19 protein-coding genes and 1 riboswitch are annotated in these 20,988 nt (G+C 34.9%); of the genes, 11 read left to right on the plus strand and 8 right to left on the minus strand.

The features are described 5' to 3' along the window. Positions 1-106 precede the first annotated feature (106 nt). The 6 genes from FEU33_RS01570 to FEU33_RS01595 all read right to left on the minus strand — a co-directional run bounded on the left by FEU33_RS01570 (position 107) and on the right by FEU33_RS01595 (position 4,919). Positions 107-466 (minus strand): DUF6516 family protein, encoded by a 360-nt coding sequence (locus FEU33_RS01570; RefSeq protein ID WP_146547707.1) that lies wholly within the window; start codon positions 464-466, stop codon positions 107-109. A 241-nt stretch (positions 467-707) separates the two neighbouring features. Beyond that, positions 708-1,661, minus strand: a complete 954-nt coding sequence (locus FEU33_RS01575) for a metal ABC transporter substrate-binding lipoprotein (RefSeq protein WP_186731285.1) — start codon at positions 1,659-1,661, stop codon at positions 708-710. Then, positions 1,658-2,500 (minus strand): metal ABC transporter permease, encoded by an 843-nt coding sequence (locus FEU33_RS01580; protein WP_146547708.1) that lies wholly within the window; start codon positions 2,498-2,500, stop codon positions 1,658-1,660. The genes FEU33_RS01575 and FEU33_RS01580 overlap by 4 nt, the downstream gene beginning before the upstream one ends. Beyond that, positions 2,482-3,225 carry a metal ABC transporter ATP-binding protein gene (locus tag FEU33_RS01585; RefSeq protein WP_146547709.1) on the minus strand — a complete coding sequence of 248 codons (744 nt, stop codon included), beginning with the start codon at positions 3,223-3,225 and terminating at the stop codon, positions 2,482-2,484. The genes FEU33_RS01580 and FEU33_RS01585 overlap by 19 nt, the downstream gene beginning before the upstream one ends. A 775-nt stretch (positions 3,226-4,000) precedes the next feature. Continuing rightward, entirely contained in the window at positions 4,001-4,198 is a 198-nt protein-coding gene (locus tag FEU33_RS01590) for a YgaP family membrane protein (protein ID WP_146547710.1), read from the minus strand. Positions 4,199-4,274: 76 nt separating this feature from the next. After that, positions 4,275-4,919, minus strand: coding sequence for a Crp/Fnr family transcriptional regulator (locus FEU33_RS01595; RefSeq protein ID WP_186731286.1), 645 nt, complete (start codon positions 4,917-4,919; stop codon positions 4,275-4,277). Between the two features lie 937 nt (positions 4,920-5,856). On the opposite strand from FEU33_RS01595, the gene FEU33_RS01600 reads away from it, so the two are divergent. From FEU33_RS01600 to FEU33_RS01610, 3 genes are read left to right on the plus strand one after another with little or no spacing between them, the layout of a single operon-like run. Further along, the gene (locus tag FEU33_RS01600; protein ID WP_146547712.1) at positions 5,857-6,879 is read left to right on the plus strand and encodes a methionine ABC transporter ATP-binding protein; all 1,023 of its coding nucleotides are present in this window, start codon (positions 5,857-5,859) and stop codon (positions 6,877-6,879) included. Next, positions 6,876-7,529, plus strand: a complete 654-nt coding sequence (locus FEU33_RS01605) for a methionine ABC transporter permease (protein ID WP_146547713.1) — start codon at positions 6,876-6,878, stop codon at positions 7,527-7,529. The genes FEU33_RS01600 and FEU33_RS01605 overlap by 4 nt, the downstream gene beginning before the upstream one ends. A 12-nt stretch (positions 7,530-7,541) precedes the next feature. After that, positions 7,542-8,369, plus strand: coding sequence for a MetQ/NlpA family ABC transporter substrate-binding protein (locus tag FEU33_RS01610; RefSeq protein WP_146547714.1), 828 nt, complete (start codon positions 7,542-7,544; stop codon positions 8,367-8,369). A gap of 400 nt (positions 8,370-8,769) precedes the next feature. On the opposite strand, the gene FEU33_RS01615 is transcribed toward FEU33_RS01610, so the two are convergent. Then, positions 8,770-9,960, minus strand: coding sequence for a M20 metallopeptidase family protein (locus FEU33_RS01615; protein ID WP_146547715.1), 1,191 nt, complete (start codon positions 9,958-9,960; stop codon positions 8,770-8,772). Between the two features lie 342 nt (positions 9,961-10,302). Here FEU33_RS01615 and FEU33_RS01620 point away from each other — a divergent pair, with 342 nt between their 5' ends. Next, complete coding sequence (locus FEU33_RS01620; protein ID WP_146547716.1) at positions 10,303-10,824, plus strand: GNAT family N-acetyltransferase; 522 nt, start codon at positions 10,303-10,305, stop codon at positions 10,822-10,824. Between the two features lie 256 nt (positions 10,825-11,080). Here FEU33_RS01620 and FEU33_RS01625 read toward each other — a convergent pair whose 3' ends face one another. Beyond that, positions 11,081-12,244 (minus strand): acyl-CoA dehydrogenase family protein, encoded by a 1,164-nt coding sequence (locus FEU33_RS01625; RefSeq protein WP_146547717.1) that lies wholly within the window; start codon positions 12,242-12,244, stop codon positions 11,081-11,083. 189 nt (positions 12,245-12,433) lie between these two features. On the opposite strand from FEU33_RS01625, the gene FEU33_RS01630 reads away from it, so the two are divergent. The 7 genes from FEU33_RS01630 (at position 12,434) to FEU33_RS01660 (ending at position 19,868) form a co-directional block, all read left to right on the plus strand. Then, positions 12,434-13,189 (plus strand): amino acid ABC transporter ATP-binding protein, encoded by a 756-nt coding sequence (locus FEU33_RS01630; RefSeq protein WP_146547718.1) that lies wholly within the window; start codon positions 12,434-12,436, stop codon positions 13,187-13,189. Between the two features lie 20 nt (positions 13,190-13,209). Further along, a complete protein-coding gene (locus FEU33_RS01635) occupies positions 13,210-14,079 on the plus strand; it encodes a transporter substrate-binding domain-containing protein (protein WP_146547719.1) in 870 nt (289 codons plus the stop codon). Between the two features lie 30 nt (positions 14,080-14,109). After that, complete coding sequence (locus FEU33_RS01640; RefSeq protein WP_146547720.1) at positions 14,110-14,811, plus strand: amino acid ABC transporter permease; 702 nt, start codon at positions 14,110-14,112, stop codon at positions 14,809-14,811. 12 nt (positions 14,812-14,823) lie between these two features. After that, positions 14,824-15,546, plus strand: coding sequence for an amino acid ABC transporter permease (locus tag FEU33_RS01645; RefSeq protein ID WP_146547721.1), 723 nt, complete (start codon positions 14,824-14,826; stop codon positions 15,544-15,546). Positions 15,547-16,097: 551 nt separating this feature from the next. After that, positions 16,098-18,413 carry an RNA polymerase recycling motor HelD gene (gene helD / locus FEU33_RS01650; protein ID WP_146547722.1) on the plus strand — a complete coding sequence of 772 codons (2,316 nt, stop codon included), beginning with the start codon at positions 16,098-16,100 and terminating at the stop codon, positions 18,411-18,413. 521 nt (positions 18,414-18,934) lie between these two features. Further along, complete coding sequence (locus tag FEU33_RS01655) at positions 18,935-19,396, plus strand: MarR family winged helix-turn-helix transcriptional regulator (protein WP_186731287.1); 462 nt, start codon at positions 18,935-18,937, stop codon at positions 19,394-19,396. 280 nt (positions 19,397-19,676) lie between these two features. Then, positions 19,677-19,868 (plus strand): DUF2197 domain-containing protein, encoded by a 192-nt coding sequence (locus tag FEU33_RS01660; RefSeq protein WP_146547724.1) that lies wholly within the window; start codon positions 19,677-19,679, stop codon positions 19,866-19,868. 976 nt (positions 19,869-20,844) lie between these two features. Continuing rightward, positions 20,845-20,948, plus strand: a riboswitch (guanidine-I (ykkC/yxkD leader). The last annotated feature ends 40 nt before the right edge of the window (positions 20,949-20,988 follow it).

Consider the following 20,988-nt stretch of genomic DNA (forward strand, 5'->3'; position numbering starts at 1 on the left):
GAAGTTAGAGACAGTCACATGATCCTATTGCTGTATTGCAATCTCAATCATAAGACTAAATTTTTGAGAGGCTTAGTCACAACTATATTACTTTATCACTAAAAGACTATGGTTTATATTCTTCTCCACTTTCAATATATTTTGCGATAAAAGCAAAGGCAGATTCTAATGAGTGGATATCGTAGTTATCTTTTCTTTGGTGTCGATCGTAAGGCACATGGTGATGATGATGTGGTTCGGAATTTACCTTATATTCTTCGGGTGTACTTGGATGATCATGAGGTTCATTTTCCCATGCAGAAATATGACTATAAATGATTCCATACTTTGGAACAAGCACTTTCCATTGATAGTGATATTCTTTTACATAACCATTGTCATCATATTTCTCAGTAGCTTGCAAACCTGTAATTCCATGAATTGGATGTTCCTTTAATGGAAATAAAACGGATAGTTTATCCCGCATTAACGGGCAGTAAGACCCCCATCTCAAGATTGAGAGAGAAACGAGAAAGATAGATGGGGGATCAACTGCCCGTAAAAGTCCGATTGGTTCGGGCGGGCAGGATGTTGGTCACTCAGGTGTTGCCACAGGACGTGGCGCTTTTAACCTGAGTTCCTCTATTTCAGTGGGGGATGAAGAAAACCCCACTGATGGAAATTTCACTTTATAAGAATAACATTTTGGTAATGTATCATATCTATACTTATTTTGCTAAACCTTTGTAAATATGATCTAAATTCCATTTCATCATAGAGTAATAGCTATCGCCATCATTCCCTTTTTCTGCAATGGAGTCTGTAAAGATTTTTGCATAGATTGGAATGTCAGTGTCTTTCGCTACCATCTTCATTGGTCGGTCGTCTACACTACTTTCGACGAATAGTGATTGGACATCTGTTTTCTTTAATTTATCTACAAGATTTTTGATTTGATCGGGTGTTCCTTCTTCTTCCGTATTGATTTCCCAGATATAAGCAGATGGTACATGATAGGCTTTTGAAAAATATTTGAAGCACCCTTCACTTGTGACGATCATTTTCTTACTATCAGGGATGGAGTCAAATTTTCCTTTTGCGGTATTGTCTAACTCAGTCAGTTTTGCAACGTACTCTTTCAAATTTTTCTTGTAAAATTCTTTGTTATCAGGGTCCTTTTCCGATAAATATTTTTCGATATTTTGTGCATAGATCATACCGTTTTCTAAATTCAACCAAGCATGTGGATCCTCTTTTCCTTCCTCGCCTTTTCCTTCTAAATGTAATGCCTCTACACCTTCACTTACAGCATAATAATCTTTGTTTTCTTTTTTATTGGCATTTTCCATTAATTTTGTGAACCATGCATTTCCGCCTGTTTCAAGATTGAGACCATTAAAGAAGATCAGGTCTGCGTCGGTTGATTTTTGGATATCCTCAGGAAGCGGCTCATATTCATGTGGGTCTTTTCCGACTGGTACAATACTGTGTAGGTTAATCTTATCTCCTGCAATGTTTCTAGTCATATCCCAAAGAATTGAATTTGTGACAACAACGTTTAACTTCCCGTTTTTGGATGAATCATTCGCACTTTTCCCATCTTTTGTTCCACATCCAGCTAATAGAAAAAGTGCGGCCATAACGATACTAACGAAAAATGTAGATTTTTTGAATATACTCATACACTTAAAACCTTCTTTCTTAAAATTTGTTGTTTTGGAGAGATAAAGAAACTGATCAAAAATACGATGGCTGATGTAATCACAATGCTTGAGCCAGCCGCAATGTTAAATGAATAACCGATAAATAATCCTATGACAGATGTAGCTCCTCCTAATAAGGATGATAGGAGAATCATTGAACTTAAACGTTTTGTATATAAATAAGCAGTAGCTGCTGGTGTAATAAGCATGGCAACGATTAAAATAGTCCCTACGCTCTGCATAGCAGTAACAGAAACAAGTGTTAGTAAAATCATCAATAAATAGTGGTATGCGTTGACGTTCATCCCAAATGCTTTTGCCATCATAGGATCAAATGATGTAATCAATAGTTGTTTGAAGAAAATAGCGATAATGGCAAGAACGAGAACTGAAATACCAATTGTTAGCCACTTATCAAAATCTTGTACAGCCAATACGTTCCCAAACAGAATATGGAATAAGTCGGTCGAACTGTTGGCAACACCAATCAGTATGACCCCTAATGCCAGGAACGAACTAAAGGTAATCCCAATAGCGGTATCGTTTTTAATCGTACTGTTATTCGAGATAAAGGTGATGATAATAGAGGCCAGTAATCCGAAAGCGATGGCACCTATAAAGAAGTTCATCCCCAAAATATAAGAAACAGCAACACCTGGTAATACGGCATGTGAAATGGCATCTCCCATTAACGACATACCCCTTAAAATAATGAAACATCCAACTGCACCAGAGACAATTCCAATGACCGTCGCTGTGACAAGTGCATTTTGGAGAAAGTGATACTCTATTAACCCATCTATAAATTTGGTAAACATTGTTTTTCACTGCCCTTCACGATAATGGAGCTGCCATAAGCTCTAATCAGATTCTCTTCTGTGAATACATCTTTTGTAGCGCCGCAAGCGATCAAGCGTTTATCGATAATCACGAGTTGATCGAAGTACTGTTCAACTTTGCTCAAATCATGATGAACAATCATAATGGTTTTCCCTAGATTTCTAAAACCATAAAGAATATTCATAATAATCTTTTCACTGGTTGCATCGATACCGACAAATGGTTCATCTAAAAAAATCAAATCTGCACGTTGGATCAGCGTTCGAGCGATTAAAACCCTCTGAAATTGTCCGCCAGATAACTCTCCAATTTGCTTGTTTTTGTACTCCAGCATTCGAACTTTTTCCAATGCTACATCTACTTGTTTCCAATCGGCTGTACTAATTTTTTGAAACATTTTTTTGGAGGGATAGAGACCTAAAGAAACACATTCCTTCACGGTGATCGGAAAGGTGTAATCGATAGCGCTCTTTTGTTCAACATAGGCAATTTTTTTCTGTACTTTTTTAAGAGGAGAATTATTGTAAAAAGTTTCTCCCTGACTGGGAATCAATTTTAAAATTCCCTTGATCATCGTTGATTTTCCTGCACCATTTGGTCCAAGGATTCCCACTAAAGATGGTTGATCAATACGAAAAGATACATTATCGACTGCATTGGATAAACCGTCATATGTAACGGTGATATTTTTGACTTCTAACATTCGTATTACCTCCTAATAATCGTATTTTTAATCGTTTAAAGACGTACTCAGATGATAAATTTCTTGGAATGGTTTAAGTGATGGTAAAGGTAAAAGCAACTCCCAGGAATAATGAAATTTTCTAAACAAACTCCTTTTTTTAAATAGTTTTAGTAACAGTCACGATGTAAGTAAGGTACAGGTATTGACTTTCTTTAAAGACAAAAAGTTTCTTATATACTTTACTTTTTCTTTTATAAAATAAAGTTTCCTTTAGGAAAGTTAAGGATAGTGTACTATTAATCTTTTTATTTGTAAAGGGATTATTGATAACTATTATCATGGAATATTATTTAATTTTATCCATGATAATACAGATCACAAACGGATAAGATGAAGTAAATATGAGGTTTTCACGCATAAGCTATATAGTTCATGATTTTGTCCGGATCAGCACATCTGAAATTCCGTATTTCCTTTGAAGGGCAATATATTTTGCTGTTAGGTAGGGACAGATATTTTTTGAGGAGAATTGGCGGCAGACCTATGCACATGAAACGGTATGAATTCTGCCACAAGGCACAAGTAATAAACAGGGGTCCATTGTCTGTAAAAGAACGATTTGTTTTCAAGAATACACATTGCAGAATTCAGTCTGAAGCTTCATTTTATAGTTAGATGGTCAGCGGAGGATGGTAATTTTGCGATCTATGTGGTAAATATATAAAAACATGTACGGGATGACTCTTGTTATAAAAAAATAAGAAGCACCAGATAGGCACTTCTTAATCCTTCATTATTTTTTAGTTGAACAGGTATTTATTCCGAATATAGTATATAATGGGCAAAATTTAATGAATGCTGTAAGCAAAAGAACGATACCTACTAAACCAATGTACTTCCATCCACCATCTAAAATGAAAAATAAAGATAGTACAATAAGACCTAACACAATCCTTACAATCCGATCGGTTGTTCCCACATTTGCTTTCAAAGTAAACAACTCCTTTATTTTTTCTACCTTTATCATAGATAAAAAAGCTGTTTTCTTCAGTGACTTAGTCACATTGTCAATAACTAGACAATTTTTCTTCCAAACCTGAGCGGTGCATGATTTTCACTTTGCCGCGCGAAAGCTGGATCAATCCATCTCGCTCAAATCCCTTAAGAAGCCTGCTGATGACCTCTCGCACTGATCCAAGTTGCGAGGCTAGTTCTTCATGTGTGATTTGGATAATATCTTCATCATTTTTACTGTGTCTTAACAAATATTCGATTAACCGTTCATCCATCTTGTGAAAAACAATCTCATCGACCAGTGTCATCACTTCAAGTAGTCGTGCTGCTAGTAGTTTATAAATATATTGTTGAAATTCAGGGTTGATGGTCATCAGCTCTTTGAACTGTTGAATAGATAATAAGATGACTTCTGCATCTTCTTCTATAACGGCTGTTGCAGGATAGGAAATATTAGCCAATACACTGGAAATCGTTAAAATACACGAATCTCCACTGCCTAACCGATATAAAACAATCTCTCTCCCATTTTTTCCAATCTTAGATATTCGGATGGAACCGCTTAACAAAAAGGCAACTGTTCCACATTCATCTCCTTCATTGAAAATAACCGTATCTTTTGGAATGGCTTTCTGAATAAATGCGATCGTAGGACTTTCAAAAAACGGAAAAAACTGATGCACTTTTAAAATATCCAAACAGATCCCTCCTTTATCCCACATTAATAGGTAGCAAGATTCTCACACAAGATGTGAAGTCATTGAAAAAGTCAATTCATCTCCAAAAACATGATAAAAATAGCTGGCTTGGTTTATAAAATGAAAGAAAAGATAAATATTTATCCCGCTTTAACGGGCAGTAAGATCCCATCTTAAGGTTTAGAGAGAAGCGAAAAAGATAGATGGGGGGCAACTGCCCGTAAAAGTCCAATTGGTTCGGGCCAACAAGATGTTGGTCACTCAGGTGTTGCCACAGGACGTGCGCTTTTAACCTGAGTTCCTCTAGTTCAGTGGGGGATGAAGAAAACCCCCACTGATGGAGTTTCACTTTATCGCGATATTACGGTTTTCAACGACCTTCAAGATGCGAAAAAAATGGTGGAGAATTAGGCTTAACTGCCACTGAAACCTCATTGGTTCAACTAAGTAGTAGATGAAGTTATCCCTCTTATTTTATCTTAAACTAGATTTGAGCGAAATGATCGTATTTTATAATCTTTTATGTTTAATGGGATTGGGAAGGAGTGTATTGTAAACGGATTGATGGATGCCATTGAACTACAATCACTCATGTTTTTAATATATTTGACTCAAATTTTAAAAAATCAAGACTTTTTAGTTGCAATTTTTAAAAGAATGGTTAAATAAGCTATTGATTTACGAAAATATAATTGCTATAATTTATTTCATTAATTCATAGTTAAATGATAAGAAATATATTTATAATAGTGTTAGAGTTTCTACAGCTATTTTAAGTAATATTTGGCATTTAAAATAGAGCATCGAACATATTTACTATCCATAAGTATAGATGGTAAGCCTGTAAAAGCCGATTGGTTCAACTAATACACAGTGGAGGATAAAGAAAATCTCAACTGTATGCAGTTTCACTTTATTCTCTTCGGAGGGATACATCTTGATAGAATTTGATCATATCGTAAAAGAGTTTCATCAGAAGAAAAAGACAATCATAGCATTAAATGATGTTTCCCTGAAGGTTGAAAAAGGAGATATATTTGGTGTTATTGGTTATAGTGGTGCGGGGAAAAGTACATTGATTCGCTTAGTGAATGGTTTGGAAGAGCCATCATCGGGAAAAGTTATTGTTGATGGTCAAGATATACAACAGCTTAAACCAAATGAAAAGAATTTAAATAAGAAAAAAATTAGTATGGTTTTTCAGCATTTTAACTTATTGGAATCAAAAACGGTTTTTGATAATGTTGCCCTACCATTAAAATTGAAAAACGACAGCAGAGAAAAGATTAAAGAAAAAGTAATAGAAATGCTCTCCTTTGTTGGATTAGAAGACAAGCAAAAAAATTATCCTAGTCAACTATCAGGAGGTCAAAAACAACGTGTCGGCATAGCGAGAGCTCTTGTCACAAATCCTGAGATTTTATTGTGCGATGAGGCAACATCCGCACTAGATCCTAAAACGACAACTTCTATTTTACAGCTTTTAAAAAGAGTCAACGAACAATTTAAAATTACCATTTTATTAATAACACACGAGATGGAAGTTATTCGTGATCTATGTCATAAAGTAGCCGTAATGGAAAATGGGCAAATAATCGAAAAAGGAAATGTCATAGATGTTTTTGGTACGCCTCAACAGCCAACAACAAAGGACTTTGTAAAAACTGTTATTCCCAATAGTATTCCAAAAAATATTGTTGAGAATTTACGAAATAGTCCCAAAGCTTATCAATTATTAAGATTAAAATTTTTAGGTAACAATACATCTGATTCTTTATTGTATAAAATCAACCAGAAATTCAATATTGAAAATAATATTGTATTTGCCAATGTAACGGAATTACAAGGCACAACACTAGGAATTTTCACAATTGCCTTTTATACAGATGAACAGGGGATTAAAAGGATAAAAGAGTTTATTCAAAGCCATAATGTAATTGTTGAGGAGGCGAGTATATGAACCAAGTTACACCTGATATCATATGGCAAGCCATTATCGAAACCGCTTATATGGTTTCAGTATCATTGTTGATTGGTACATTGTTAGGATTACCACTCGCTTTATTGCTCGTATTAACAAGACCAAATGGTATTAAAGAAAATAAATTTTTCTATGCCATTTTAAATACGATCATTAATATTATTCGTTCTCTACCATTCATCATTTTACTGGTAGCCATTGTGCCATTTACAAGATTGATTGTAGGAAAGACATATGGGACAGAAGCTGCTATTGTACCCTTGATTATATATATTGCACCTTTTATTGCCCGATTAGTAGAGACTTCTCTATTAGAGGTCAACCCTGGAATAATCGAATTAGCCAAGTCTCTTGGTGCAAAGCCATTACAAATTGTCCGGTATTTTCTAGTACCAGAGGCATTGGCCTCAATTATTTTAACACTAACAACTGCTACGATTGGTTTGATTGGGGCGACCGCAATGGCAGGAACAGTAGGTGGAGGAGGTATTGGTAACCTAGCTATCTCATATGGTTATCAACGCTTTAATACAGTCGTTATTATTTTGACAGTCGTGATTTTGATTGTGATTGTACAAATTATACAAAGCTTTGGAAATTTCTTAGCTAAAAAAATTAGACATCAATAAGGAGACTCATTTATGAAAAAACTAGTTGCAGCATTTTTAACATTGTCTTTAGTAGTTTTTCTAGCTGCTTGTGGAAACAACAGCTCGGATAAAGGGGCGGAAAGTAAAGAAACCAAAACAATTAAAGTTGGTACTTCACCAGGTCCTTATAGTGAATTATTTTTAGACGTGGTAAAACCAATTCTAGAAAAACAAGGTTTTAAAGTAAAACAAACTGAATTTACAGATTTGCAACAAGCAGACGTAGCATTAGCAGATGGTGGTGTTGACTTAAATGTGGATCAACATACCGCTTATATGAATAATTTCAATAAAGAAAGTGGTTCAAAACTAGTATCTTTAACACCAATCCCAACTGTACCAGCAGCGCTATTCCCAGGTAAAAAAGCATCTTTAGATGATGTGAAAAAGGGTGATGTTGTTGCGATCCCACAAGATCCTTCAAATGCAGCACGCGCTTATGCTATATTGCAAAAAGCTGGTTGGATTAAAATCAAAGATGGTGTAGATCCAATTAATGCGACAGCTAAAGATATTGTTGAAAATAAAAATAATTTAGAGATTAAAGAAATGGATTCTGCTCAAATCCCTCGTATACTACAAGATATCGATTATGGTGTAATACCAGGAAGTATTGTATATTCTTCTGGCATTGATGCGACAAAATCATTATTACAAGAAGATGTTGTAAAAGACTATGAATTAGTTGCCGTAGTAGACGAAAAGAACAAAGATACAAAATGGGCAAAAGCAGTAAAAGATGCTTATAATTCAAAAGAATTTAAAGATTATATAGATAAACATAATAAAGACAATTACTGGTTTATCCCACAACCATAGTAAGTGTCGCCATATTAAAAAGAGGTGCAACTAAATGAATTGCACCTCTTTTTGTGTTTCTTATATAATGCTTATTCAATATCAAGCATTCTTTTCTAAGCAGTTTCATTATGATAGAAGGAATAATTACATAGTGATGACTTTGCAGATTCATTATGGAAAGGGATTCGCACAGATCAATTCATATCTTTGTAAAATCTAATAAGAATAGATTTGAGGGAAGTTCCTCTTAATGCATTGCATTAACGGATCAAGCCTCTCAATTTAAGACGCAAGTAACAAGCTGAGGATAAGCGAGGAATCTATGGTTTGTAAAGGCTCGAATGGCTCAACCAACATCCAGTGGGGATGAAGAAACCCCCACTGGATGAAGTTTCACTTTCTCTAAATCTATGTTGCATTATTTTTCAATATCAATTAAGTAATGATTAATAATACTTAAAAAAGTAGCTCCAATATTAAGTAATGCTTTTTCATCAAAATCAAAATTAGGGTGGTGATGTGGAAATTGAGTAGCTGGATCGTCATTATGTGCGCCAACATGGAAATAAGCACCTGGACGCTTTTGTAAATAATAAGCAAAGTCTTCTGCGCCGAGTACTGCTTGTTTATGGATAAAGGAATCTTGTCCAAATTGCTTTTTAATTAAGTTTTCGACAAGTCTCGTTTCTTTTTCAGGGTTGATCAGTACAGGGTAGCCGTGCAAATATTCTAAATCATAATCAACATGATTAGCTATTTTTAGTCCCTCTAAAATAGCACGAATTTCCTCCTCGATTTGCACACGAACATCTTTATTCAATGCACGAACGGTACCCTCTAATTCTGCTGTATCTGCAATGACGTTAAATGCATTTCCTGCATGTATACTGCCAACAGTTACAACGGCCGCCTCTGTTGGGTTGATGCGACGACTGACAATTTGTTGTAGCTGTTGAACGAGTTGAGTAATAGCAACGATCGAATCTTTTGTTTCATGTGGTCTTGCGCCATGTCCACCTTTGCCCAAGATCGTGACTTTAAATGCATCGACAGAAGCCATTGAGGCCCCAGTACGAGTTGCAAGTTTACCAATAGGAAATTCAGTCGCTAAATGTGCTCCAAAAACATAGTCAACGTCATTTAAAACGCCATCCTCAATCATAAATTTTGCTCCACCAGGTGGTTTCTCCTCAGCATGTTGGAAAATGACTTTGACCGTCCCATGTAAATATTTTTTATGTTTTTGTAGGACTTTACTGACTGCAAGTAGGGAAGCAGTATGCCCATCATGTCCACATGCATGCATAATACCAGATACTGTTGATTTATAAGGAACATCTTTTTGATCGTGGATAGGAAGTGCATCGAAATCAGCTCGTAATGCAATGGTTTTTCCGGGATGCTCACCATGGATAATACCAACTACTCCACGGCCTCCAATATTTTCTTGTACCTCAATATCATATTCTCGTAGATGCGTCGCGATAAACTGGGGTGTTTCCTTTTCTTCAAATGATAATTCAGGATGTTGATGTAAATAACGACGATTCTGAACGATTTCACCGAATTGGTTATGTAAATCATCAACTAAATCATTTAAGTAAGTCATCAAAGTCACTTCTTTCTTAAAACATAGTAATTTTATAGGTTTTATTTAGATTCTACTTTATAATCCTGTTAAAATCAATGAAAATTTAAATAGATAAAATAGAGAGAAATTACTTAGATCTTTCCTAAATCATAGTGTAGTTTTTGTCAGAGCAAATAAAATTGAAAAAAGGAGCGAATAACGACGCCAAGAGAGCGAATAAAGTCTGCAAAATAGGCTGAGATATTTTTACTTGGAGGTGTCTAATAGTAGTTGGAATTTTCTGATTGTTATATAATGTAAAATAATTATTATCAAGAAAAGGTCAATAATAAAAAATAATAAGGACAGGGTGTGCATGGAGTGGGAATTAGAAGAGCAAATATTGAGGATGCAGATGGTATTGCTAAAGCTCACGTTGATAGTTGGAAAACGACTTATAAGGGAATAATTCCAGATGATTTTTTAAATGGTTTATCTTATGAAGATAGAACAGAACTTTGGAAACAAAACATAATTAGAGAAGACAATTATGTAATTATAGTTGAAAATGCACAAGGAAAAATCGTTGGTTTTGCTGATGCGTGGAAAAGAGAAACAAACATTGAAGAAAACACATGTGATTTAACCTCAATTTATTTGTTAGAGGAATATCAAGGAATAGGTATTGGAAGAGCCTTAATGAAAGAATTATTCATTCATTTTAAAAAAATGGGTTATTCAAAGATTTTCGTCGACGTTTTAGAAGATAATAAAACAAAATATTTTTATGAATATTATGGTGCGAAATTTATAAAAAATGTTCAGATAAAAATTGGCGGAAAAGTATTAGATGAATCCAAATATGAATGGCATTCCGTCGATGATATACTTGCGAAACTGTAAATATGACTGTAGATCGAGAAGAAGTTTAATAATTTGTAATTCAAATAAAGTGATATATTTGTGAAATATTACTATCGTTCAACTATTTAGCAATTCAATAGAAATGAAAGAAAATAAAAATGTACGTCACTAAATTGAATTTAGTCATGTACATTTTTATAATATCTATAACATTATAAACAAGTTATCGTGTAATAAACTATCAAGTATTTTAGTAATCTATTTCATCCACTTGTAGAGACGGACCTCAACATTTTTAATGTGCTTCTCCAAGTGCTCGTTTTGCTAGCTTGGCAATCGTCATATCATCCATCGGTGGATTATGAAGACCAGCGCGAACATCTCGGTAATAACGACTTAATGGGTTGCTTGTTTGCAAGCTTTTAGCACCTACAATCCGCATAGCAAGGTCGACAATTTCAATGGCGCTGTTGACAACGATATATTTCGCTGCACCTAATTCATCTGTAATCGTTGCATGGGTAGCGGGATCCTCGAACTTACTTGCCACGCTATATAGAAAATGACGCGCATTCAGTAATTTTAATTCGATTAATCCAATTTTTTCTTGTACATGCGGTAGTTCAGCTATAGGGCCAGGCAAACTGTTTGGTGAATAAGTGTTTGCAAAATGCAGTGCGTAATCGCGAGCTGCCTGTGCAATACCTAAATAGACGGCAGGAATATGCAATACCCAGCCATTAACGTTGTTGCCTCGTGGACCATCATTTATTTCTACTAATGCATCTTTGGGCAAGACGATATGATCTAGCACTAGATCGTGGCTTGCCGTACCACGCATTGATAGTACATCCCAATTTTCTTCGATTGAAACTCCCTTTGTATGACTAGGAATTAAAAAGAAGCCAACTGTATTTTTTTCTTCGATCCAAGCAGCTGTTAAAAAGTGTGTTAGTGCATAAGAAAGTGTCGTAAAGCTTTTTCGCCCAGTAATATGCCATTTACCATCAATGAGTTCGGCATTTGTGCCGGGACGTCCCCCTCGTGTAGGGCTTCCTGTAATCGCTTCACTAACGGCACGATTCACAAGTGCATGGTCATTGACAATTTCTTTTGCAAATTGCTTCAAATGTTCTTCAGACCATATTTTTTTTTCATAAATTTCTCCTACCACGCTAAGTTGCCAGCCGATAGCAAGAGCGGTCGCACCGTCAAAGCTTGCAAGAGTTTCCTGAAAAAGAATCATGTCGTAAATACCGAAGCCTTTACCGCCGTATTCTTTTGGTAGGGTTAATTGATTGTATTGGATGGATGATAAATCTTTGAAATTATCTAAAGGAAATGTGTTTTCACGATCGGCATATTCTCCACGTTGTTGGATGGCTTCTTTTAATGAATTTAATTGATCGATAACATGTTGCTGTTCACTGTTTTGAATAAAATTTTTTAGTGCACTCATTCTACAGCCCCTCAATCCTTAGTTTTTATATAAGAATTATAATACAAGTAATTGTGTAAAAAATCTATAAATGTGACGAAAAAGGAAAACAAAACATACTTTACAGGTATGAATTGTTGTGTTAGATTATCGTTATATTTAAAAAAATAAAACTTTTATATAAATGCTTTAGGGGGGATGGCTTGCATCATGATTAAACTGAACGGTATATATAAGAAATTTAAAGATCACGAAGTATTAAAGGGGATTGATTTAAAAGTTAAAAAGGGAGATGTTTTAACGATTATTGGTCCATCAGGTTCAGGAAAAACGACATTTTTACGTTGTATTAATTTTTTGGAGAAGCCTGATCATGGGACGATTCAAATTGGAGAAAAACTTGTTATTGATGCACATAAACCTTCTAAACGTGATATTCTCCAACTTCGCAGGCAAACAGCGATGGTTTTTCAAAATTACAATCTATTTCAAAATAAAACAGTGCTTGAAAATATAACGGAGGGTTTGATCGTTTCACAGAAGAAAAAGAAGAGTGAAGCGATCCAAATAGCGGAAAGCCTTCTAAAAAAGGTAGGTTTATCTGAAAAAAGAGATGAATTTCCATCTAGTTTATCTGGTGGACAACAGCAACGCGTTGGAATAGCGCGAGCCTTAGCATTAAATCCAGATGTCATTTTGTTTGATGAACCTACTTCCGCACTCGATCCGGAGATGGTTGGCGAGGTGCTAACTTTGATGAAGGAAATTGCACGCGAAGGGATTACGATGATTATCGTAACACATGAAATTGATTTTGCTCGTGAAGTGTCTAATCATGTGGTCTTCATGGAAGGTGGTCATATCGTAGAAGAGGGGACGCCGGAAGAAGTCATCCTTCATCCAACAAAAGAAAGAACGAAGCAGTTTTTGCGTCGATTAAATAAAGAACCGGAATTTGTAATATAACATTTAGGGAGATGAATAGCATGAAATTAAAAAAATTAGGTACATTGGTAGCGGCGTTTGGGTTGACAGCGAGTTTATTAGCAGCATGTGGCTCTTCAAGTTCTTCAGATGGCGCTGAGAAAGAGAAAAATGGTAAAGAGATTGTGAAAGTAGCATTGAGCGATGAAGTAAATCCTCCATTTTTATATACAGATGACAATAACAAAGCAGTTGGCTATGACATTGATTATTTAAACGAAATTGAGAAAAAATTAGGAGATAAATATGAATTTAAATACCAATTTGGTGAAGAGGAAAGTAATTTAATAGGTGTTAGTACAAATAAATTCGACTTCGCGATCAACTGGTTCTTTAAAAATCCAGAACGTGAAGCAAAATTCTTATATGGTGATCCAGAGTATGGTTACTCACTTACAGCGCTTATTACACGTAAAGATACAAACGATATTAAAACCTTTGAAGATCTTAAAGGTAAAAAATTAGCACCAATGGCACCAAGCGGCGGTTTACGAACCATCTTAAATAATTATAATGAACAACATCCTGATAAAGCGGTAAAGATCGAAACAATCGAACAACCATCCAATGCGGATAATTTAAAAGGTCTTGCTGAAGGAAAATATGATGCCGTATTTCTAAACGTTTCAACATTTAATGCAGTACAAAAAGAGTTGAATTTAGATATTAAAGTTGGTGGGATCATTTCAAAGGAACCTATTTATATCGTCTATAACAAAAAGAATGAAAAAATACAAAAAGATATCAACGAAGCAACAAAGGAACTTCAAGAAGACGGTACATTATCTAAATTAGCTACAAAATGGTTCGATGTCGACTTCTTTAAAGATTTAGATTATATCAATCAAAAACAATATAAGTTTGGAAACTAGTTTCATCAATTATCAAGAAGGGAGCAGCATATGGATTCTTCTATACATGAGTGGGGAACGTTGTTTCAACAAGTGCTATCGCGACTACCATTAACATTATTAATGTTAGTCGCTTCACTAATGGTGGGATTATTCCTTGGTACCTTGATTGCCGTAATACGTATTCGTAAAATACCTGTATTGCATCAACTAATGGCGATCTTTATTTCATTTTCACGTTGTACACCTCTTCTCGTTCAGTTATTCCTAATCTATTTTGGTTTGCCACAATTATTATCAGCGTTTGGGATCTATATTAATGATGTTGCACCATTGATCTTTGCAATCGCTACATTTTCGCTACATATTTCCGCTTATTTAGCAGAGGTTATTCGTTCAGCATATATTGCGGTGGGAGAAGATCAGCTAGAGGCTTGCTATAGCGTTGGAATGACCTATTCGCAGGCTCTTCGTCGTGTGATTTTGCCGCAAGCGTTTGTTTTGGCTTTACCCAATATGGGCAATACGATCATTGAGTTGTTAAAAGATACAGTGCTTGCTTTTACTATTGGTGTGGTAGATATCATGGGGCAAGTTCGGATCATTATAGGGAATAACTATGGTTTAGGTATGTTCCAGGTGTATGTAGTCATTTCCATTGTGTATTGGGGAACATGCGCTTTCATTGAAGTGATTATTCATCAATTAGAGAAGCACTTTAAAAAAGGGCGTATAAATGTAGCGAAATCTTAGGGGAGGAATGACATGACAGTTTTTAACATACAATTCGCGATCGAGCATTTTCCTGAGGTTTTGAAAGGCGTACCCATTACATTATCGATCGCGGCGGTATCCATCATCATTGGTTCTGTTATTGGGTTAGGACTAGCTTTAACGCGTGTTTATAAAGTCCCTTTTCTTCAGCAGCTAACAATTGTCTATGTATCTTTTATTCGGGGGACCCCGTTGCTCGTACAATTATATGTATTTTTCTATGGAGTACCAGAATTATTGGATTGGGTGAACAAAACATTCACAACAACGTGGAATGCGGACAATATTTCGCCTATGTGGTATGCGTTTATGGTTTATTCCATGAATGCAGCTGCTTATACAACGGAAATTTTTAGAGCAGCTATCAATTCAATTGCGGTTGGACAAATGGAAGCGTGCCATAGTGTAGGAATGACGACTTGGCAAGGTTTGAGAAGAGTCATCTTCCCACAAATGTTTGAAATGGCATTGCCGAATATGGGGAATATCTTTATCAACTTGATCAAATCAACTTCACTTGCTTTTGCGGTAAAAGTAGTTGAAATTATGGCAATTTCCAAAATGATTGCGAACCAAGGCTACAACTTCTTAGAAATGTATTCCGTTGCGACGATTATCTATTGGATTATTTGTTTACTCCTAGAACTTCTATTCTACTATTTAGAAAAAAATGTAGGCAAACATAGAAGAAAAACAGCTGCTGTAGCCAATTAAAAATGTTGATGGTAGTTGAAGGATACTAACACTTAGTATTGAATCATCTAAATATATAAAAAGAAGAATGCATTTAATGGATTTCCATTTAACATGCATTCTTCTTTTCTTTTCAAAGAGGTATAAAATTTATCCTATTCAATATCGTATGATATAACTAAATTTTCTTTAGAGATTATTAATTTTTTACAGGTGCATTGATTAGGAAGAAATTAGGGGATATATTTGACATAATCCTCAAAAAACATGTATTTTTAGCTCCACTATGTAGATTGGAGCGGAGGTTTGCTCGAGTCCTCAAAAATACATGCGCATTTCCTCCATGCGATGTCGATTCAATGAAGTCAATTCAATGTCCCACAGGAAAGCGAGCAATCCGTAGCGGAACTCAACGAATTCTTCCTGTTTTTTATGGACGAAATTGGATAATCAACACATTATTTTTCTATATATATTATACCATATTTGTAAATTGATTAATAGACTGTTCATTTCCCGCCACGGGCACTATGATGTAGAATACAAGCCAAAACTAAAGGGGTGCACATGGGATGGAATATATGAATAATCATTTCAGTGAAGAACATTATTTGGAACATTGTTTAAAAGTACTTCATCATGAGCTTGAACGATTGGAACGGAATTCTAGTCTCTACAGAACTCAAGTCATCGGTTTGAAAAAGAACTTTTGGGAAGATGTGAAAGTTAATGTAGATTCTGCAGAAGACGCCTTGGAAACATCTATCAGTATCAAGCAGCAGGCAGAGTTACTGTCTGAACGTGAAAGAAATGATGAACGCATAAAAAAACGAATCCATTTGTTAACACGCTTAACCGATTCCCCTTATTTTGCACGAATCGATTTTTTACAGCGTGGACAAAAAAACCCTTTGAAAGTCTATATAGGCATTTCTACATTAATGGATGAAAAAGAGGATCATATACTCATCTATGATTGGCGAGCTCCTATTTCAAGTATGTTTTATGATGCGCTACCTGGTGCTGCAAGCTACGATTCCATAGATGGAACGATTCATGGTGAAATGTTATTAAAACGGCAATTTATCATAAAGAACGGTAAATTGCACACTATGTTTGATACAGGAATAGCTATTGAAGATACGATTTTAAAAGAGATGCTTAGTCAAAATGCGAGTGAACATATGCGCACGATTGTTACAACGATTCAAAAGGAGCAAAATAAAATCGTTCGTCATATGAAAACCCCTTATGTAATCGTTGATGGTGTAGCGGGAAGCGGAAAAACTGCTGTTGCATTGCAGAGAGTCGCTTATTTATTGTACCGATATCGAGATCAGCTAACAGCAGATCAAATTTTACTGATTTCTCCTAATCAATTGTTTAATCGTTATATCAATAATGTATTACCAGATTTAGGGGAAGAAAATATGCAACAGTTAACTTTCTGGGAATATATAGAAAAGAATATAGGGAGTCAATATGAATTAGAACACCCCTATCAGCAGTTAGAAACGATGTTATCTGAGCAAAATGAACAAATTTATAGAAATAGATTACAAATGATCACTTATAAAGCAAGCCTTCATTTTCAACATCTTTTAGATGCCTATGTCTCATTGCTTTCAGAACAAGGTATGCAATTTAAAAATATTATTTTTCGTGGTGAAAAACTAATCAGTGCGGAGCAGATCAAACATTATTTTTATTCACTTGATCGTACTATATCCATTCCAAATCGTTTGCAGCTTGTGAAAGAATGGTTATTGAAGGAGATTGTGAAAAAAGAAAAAATAGAGAGAACAAAAGAATGGGTGGAAGAAAAAAGCGATTTATTAGACACAGAAGATTATACAAAGACGTACAGAGAATTGTTGCAGGAGGGGAAATTTACAGAAAACTCCTTTGATGATTTTGAACAAGAACGCGCAAAGTTAGCCATTCAAATTGTAAAAAAACATTTCAAACCCATAAAGCAAGCGATCCAACGTTTAAAATTTGTAAATGTCTTTCGATTGTACAGTCAATTATTTCAGCTCAATGAAAGCATGCAACAAAAGTTACCGTGTGATTTTCCTGAAAATTGGGAGATGATTTGCAGGGAATCGAGCATTTCATTAAAAAAACGTAATATTTTGTATGAAGATGCTACACCATTTTTATATTTGCAGGATAAAATTGAAGGAAAACGTATAAATCCATATATCCGCCATGTTGTCATCGATGAAGCACAGGATTATTCACCTTTTCAATTATATGTTTTAAAACAGTTATTTCCCTATGCACATATGACGATTTTAGGCGATCATCATCAAACGATTCATCCGCATACATTTCAAAACCCGTCCCTATTGGCACCTGAATTATATGGCAGCGGTGTTGAAAAGATGACGCTAAATAAAAGTTATCGCTCAACAAAACAAATCACACATTTAACATCTAGTATTTTACGACATAAAAAGGAAATTCAGTCATTCAATCGAGACGGAAAACGCCCAACATTGAATGTTGTGTCAGACGAACACCAACTGGTTCAGCAACTAGTGAAACGCATCCAAGATTTAAAGAAAAATTATGAAACAATCGCGGTGATTTGTAAAACAGCGGAGGAATGTAAAAAAGTATATCCAAAATTACAACAATATATGGATATAAAATTAATCGACTACAAAACGACACAATATCAAAAAAGTATTGTGTTGCTACCCGTTTATATGGCGAAAGGAATTGAATTTGATGCGGTATTGATTTGGGATGCATCTGCCACAAATTATCAAAAAGAAATGGAGAGAAATTATTTCTATACAGCATGTTCAAGGGCCATGCATGAGCTTCATATTTATGCGTTAGGAGAAATGACGAAATTCCTTGAAAATGATATCGAATAGATCTCGTGATTTCAGATTTAGCATACAGCTCAAATCTTTACACGCTCTATTTTGCTTGAATCAAGAGGAATCAATGAACAGATCCCAAAAGATTAGAGCACCCTTTTCTTTGATGTGCAAAGGTATGAAAGATTTAAGTCTGCTTTCTGCCTTACAATAACGATTATTGGAACGATTCGAAACAGTGTCAAAAGACACTGTTTTTTTATGTGGAAAACCGTAAAAGGTCCATTAACCCAATGGCTAGGGCCTTTGCTAAGCCATTTGGAGGGGACGTTAAATTTCCTATGTTCTAAAATTGAAGAAATGAATGGAATCAAAGAATTTGTAATAGGGTTGTATGATGACATCTTTCGGATTCAGTTATTATGGAATTCTTTTAACAGCGATATTGTTTTTTGATGTGAAGATAGGTTATAATGATAACGAAAAACAGTTCAATATGGAACTATTTAAAAAAGAACAATACAAAAATCATAATTTTATAAATGAACAATATAATTAAAAAGGATGTGTTAGCAATGGAAAAAGACATAATCGACCAAAGAAATGATCAAACAAAAATGCTGTTGATTTCATTCAGAGAAATCCATAAGCTTTTTCGTAAATGGGGTTTGGCAGTGATCTCAAATAGTGATTTAACGATGCCACAGTTTTGGATTTTGCAAGTAATCCAAGCTGGTGAGATTATGCCGCAAAAAAAATTGGTTGAACAACTACAATTCTCTAAGAGCACACTTAGCACCAGTATTGAGGGATTAGTCTCTGCTGGTTTGATTGATAGAAGCATTCCTAAAAATAATCGCCGAGAGGTACGGCTTCAATTGACGCCAAAGGGAGAACAAAAGGTACAACAAATCTTTGAAGATCCAAATGGGCTATATCAAAAAATGAATGAAGCTTTAATCCATTTAGCGCCTGAAAAAATAGATTCGTTACTAGCTATCCAGAAGGAATTGTACCAGTTACTGTCTGAAGAATAACAAAAAATTAGAATAAAAATTTTTCTGTAGCTACTTATGGTATCACGATGATATTGAGACAGCAATTGCTCTGATACCGTCGACCAAAATAAAATAATCCATGACTCCAGAGCAATCTAGACTCTAGCCATTAGTTGTTCAAGTTGAACTTTTGATCATTCTAAAATGCATCCTGTTAGCTGCTTTTACAGATGATCAGTTGGATTTTTAGGTAGTTATTCATGAATAAAAGTTTTCGAATTATTTTTAAACACTCCATTATATAAGAGGTGAGTATAAGATGCCTTATTATGCTATATGCAGTAGCTGTCGAAAGAAATTTGAGCTTGTTGAGGGGAGTATGCAATACAAGCAATATAAAGAAAGAAAAACAAAATATTTTACCTGTGAAAAATGCAATGAACAAATTCGCTTTGCAGCTATTAAACAGGTGTTTGGAGATAATAATACTTCGGTAATCGATGATCAATGATCCTCAAGTTACTCGAACTTTTGTTTATGGATAATGAAAATCTTTACAGAAGAATATTAGATGTATTGATTGAATCAATTTCAAAATGTAGAATACAGATGGAAAATACGAACTTTTTTCACATATATACTTTTAATATTCAGATTTTTTTGTTCCGCTCCAGACGGCGCTTTCCACGGGCTTGGCTTCAATCTCCTCGGGTCGACACGATGTTGACCCCGAAGCCGTTGCCACAGGACGTGGCGAACTTAGGCTTTGTCCCTTAAAACGTTCCTGCGGGGCTTTCAGCTCAAGCTTTTCCCGTAGGACTTTGAATAAGCCTCCTTGAACTCACACCGCACGAAGGAAATGCGCATGCATTTTCGAGGAGTCGCCGTCCTCCGCTCCACAACTATCAAAATTAATATTATTAAATGTTCGTATTTTCAGGAAGAAAATGATTTATGAAATTGATTCATTAGGAAAAAATTAGAATAAAAATTTGAATATAAATGTAAAAAACCCCTATTCTATATGGATTGGAGCGAAGGTTTGCTCGACTCCCGCTGGAAAAGCGAGCAAGCCGTAGCGGAAATCAATAGGCTATCTAATTTTTATATTAAGAATAGATTTTGGCGTAAAGCCCTTTTTTAATTAGCATCCTTTTTTAATGAAATCTTATACCATTTCAAAATTGTTTAGAAAAAGGCTGAATGGCTGATAACAGGAGCGTATAAAGATTTCAACAATTTAAGAAAATGTTCTATACAAAAAAGCTTAATACTGAAAAGACCCATCGTTAGAAAATATGACATAAAAGAATAGAAATATGATTTTTTATACGTATTTTTATATTAAATCTATAGATGTTATTATATATGTAAAATATATGTTAGAAAATATAACATAAAGTATTGCATTTTTTATTTATATTTTTTATACTTTAGATAAGCTTTAACAAAATACTTACTTCATAATGCTTTTATGCATGATTAAGTAACAAGCTTTCTAGGGTTCCGTTTAAAGATCATTTTAAAGACTGGTCCAAGAGAGAGCGTACAGTATCTACTGTATACACGGAGGGATAAAAGCCCGGGAGAATCCGAAAAGATTCTCTCGGGCTTATTTTATTTTAATTAGG

The organism is Rummeliibacillus suwonensis, from assembly GCF_007896435.1.
In the GTDB taxonomy this organism is placed as follows: domain Bacteria; phylum Bacillota; class Bacilli; order Bacillales_A; family Planococcaceae; genus Rummeliibacillus; species Rummeliibacillus suwonensis.